The following is a 1,335-nucleotide window of genomic DNA, read 5'->3' on the forward strand; positions in this document are numbered from 1 at the left end:
AGTGCGGCGGGGTCAGCGGCGGCGGGTGCAGACCTGCTCGGAGCTCGCGACGGTATCGGTGGACCAAACGACCGCCACGGTGAAGCAGTAGTCGTTGGTGCGGTTGAGCGCGTAGATCACGTAGTTGGTGGTGCCGGCGGGCAGGGTCGCGAAGACGTTGCTGTCCTGGCCGGTGCGGCCACCCGCGATGACCACCGGGCCTTCGCTGCCGGCGGGGTACGTCCAGTTCAGGACGATGCTGTCCCGGCTGTCGCGCAACGTCACAGTGCCGGGTGGACTGCCGATCGGTGCCGCGGCGGCGCCTGACGTGGGCGGGGTGACGGTCGGGGCGGGTGCGGTGCTGGCCGGTGGAGCGGCGGTGGGGGAGCCGGTGGCCGGCGGCGGGCTCGGCTCGTCGTCGCCACCGACCCGGGCCACCCCGGCGATCACCGCAGCCGCGCCGAGCAGTACCACGACCACGCCGGCCACCAACACCGGCACCAGCCGGTTGCGCTGCGTCGACGGCGCGCGGTGCACCGGCACCGGGAGCAGCCGGGACGGCGTGTACGGCTCCAGTGGCGCGTACGGGTCGGCTGGCGCGGGCGGTCGGCGCAGCCGGTACACCCCGGACTGCTCCTCGGTGCCGCCGGCCAGCCCGACCACCGACGGGGGCACCGGGGCGTCCGTGGGGTACGGCGTGGGCTCGTTCGCCGGCTCCGGTGGCCACTCCGCCGACCCGAAGGGTTCGTCAGCTGGTGTTCGGGGGTTCGGCACGGCCCCGCCGGCCGCCACCGTCGCGGCGTGGTGTGGCGGAGGCGTTGGCGGATGACCGGACTCGGCCGGGCCGTCGTCGTGGGGTGGGACGCGGGCGGCCGGCACGATCGGAGTGTCCCGGGCGGTCGGTGGGTTGTCGGTGCACACGTGGTCGGGATTGGCCGCAGCGCGGGCCAGGGCCGCCACCTGCGCCGCCAGCGGGTCATCGGCCGGGAGGTGCTGCCGGCACAGCTCGCGGGCCAGCGCCAGGTTGTCGTGTGCCTCGGTGAACTGCCCGCAGTCACGCTGCATCGCCCCGAGCCGCGCCAGCATCTTGATGCCGCTGGGATGCCCGTCGCCGTACACCTCGCGGTGCAGTTCCCAGGCGTCCTGGAGCCGGTCACGGGCCACCGTGCACTGGCCGCGCGCGTACTCCACGGTGGCCAGGTCGGCGTGCGCGGCGAGCACCCGCAGGGATTCGGGGCCGTCCTGTGCGGTCAGCTCGATGATGACTTCCTGGTAGAGCCGGGCAGCTCGGGAGTGGCTGCCGACCCGGTGCAGCACGGCCGCCAGGGTCGCCGCGGCGGCCACCGTGCGCGGGTC

At 74.9% G+C, this 1,335-nt stretch carries 1 protein-coding gene; it reads right to left on the reverse strand.

Annotated features, from left to right (window positions below):
- Positions 1–12: 12 nt before the first annotated feature.
- Positions 13–1,335 (reverse strand): tetratricopeptide repeat protein (locus tag ACWCO3_RS34640; RefSeq protein WP_450014229.1); only part of this gene is annotated, 1,323 nt, incomplete at its 5' end.

The organism is Micromonospora sp. NPDC002411, assembly GCF_053592955.1.